The organism is Hyella patelloides LEGE 07179, assembly GCF_900659865.1.
Taxonomy (GTDB): Bacteria; Cyanobacteriota; Cyanobacteriia; order Cyanobacteriales; family Xenococcaceae; genus Hyella; species Hyella patelloides.
The window spans coordinates 1-1,104 of sequence record NZ_LR214340.1 but is presented as its reverse complement, the minus strand read 5'-3'; the positions used below and the strand labels follow the sequence as shown (position 1 = coordinate 1,104).

General features: G+C 42.7%; 1 pseudogene. It reads right to left on the bottom strand.

Annotated elements, in window-relative coordinates:
- Positions 1-164: 164 nt before the first annotated feature.
- A pseudogene (locus tag H1P_RS37045) lies at positions 165-1,104 on the bottom strand (S-layer family protein); the annotation flags it as partial.

Genomic DNA, 1,104 nt, shown 5'->3' with positions numbered 1-1,104 from the left:
AAAAATCACGAAGAAATTAAATTTTTCTGCGGAATGTGAGTTACTACGTAAATTCTCTTAAAGTTTGCTCTTCTTCTGCTAATTCTCGATCTATTGTTGGACTAATCATTTGTCAATTTCTTTTAGTTAAAAACCAAAACCTTGTAAGGTGGGCAATGCCTAGCCTACTGGGATGAATTTCCGCAATCAGGATGGACAATTTTGGCATTTTGAGGGATGGTTTCAGGAGAATTAGCTACTAGCCATACACTACCATCAGCAGTAGTTACCCAACCTTGAGACTGTCGCACCACAGGGTAATTAGTTGTTTCCGTTTCAGTTGTGGAACGTTGGCGCACTCCCACAACACCATTTTCACTAACTTCAATATCATCGCGATTTGCCCATCCCACAACATTATCTAAGTTGTCTAAAGATTCTTCTGATGTGGGAGTTAAACCACCCCGACCTGTAATAATAAAAGAACTACCTTTAGCTATCTGGTCATTTTCAAATTTACACAAATCTTGAGCGAAGATTGCTTCGGCATCGATGGGAACAGTGGGTAATTCAATAATGCCCGAAGTGGGATCTACATCGGGAGTTTCCACAGAAATTGTGCCATCGATTCCAGAGTCGGAAGAAGCACTTATGTTGAGGTTATCTCTTCCTAAAAGATTGTTGGTGCTGATGTTGATGCTACCACCGTTGCCCGTAAAAGCCTCTGCGGTGATTTCATGTTGGTTTGTGGTGGGGAAAGCCAAGATAAAATCAGAATTAAGAATAACGTTACCACCATCTCCTCCTGCTTGGGCTGTTCCTGCGGTGGCGGTGATTTCTGAGTCGTTTCTCAATTCTAAGTTGTCATCTATGTTGAGGATGATGTTACCTCCTTGGGTGCTTCGGGTTTGAGCAGTTATCGCACCATCGTTTAGTTGAATATTACCTGCATCTACTTCTAAGCTTCCCGCATCTCCCGCACCTGTCGCACTAACGTTAATATCTCCTCCATTGGCAACGGTTAAGTTAGGGGTGTTGATGGTTAAATTTCCTGCATTTCCCGTACCTTCGGCTCTGGTGAAAAGAGTACTATTTACTGGAGTTTCGCCGATGTTACCCGTACCA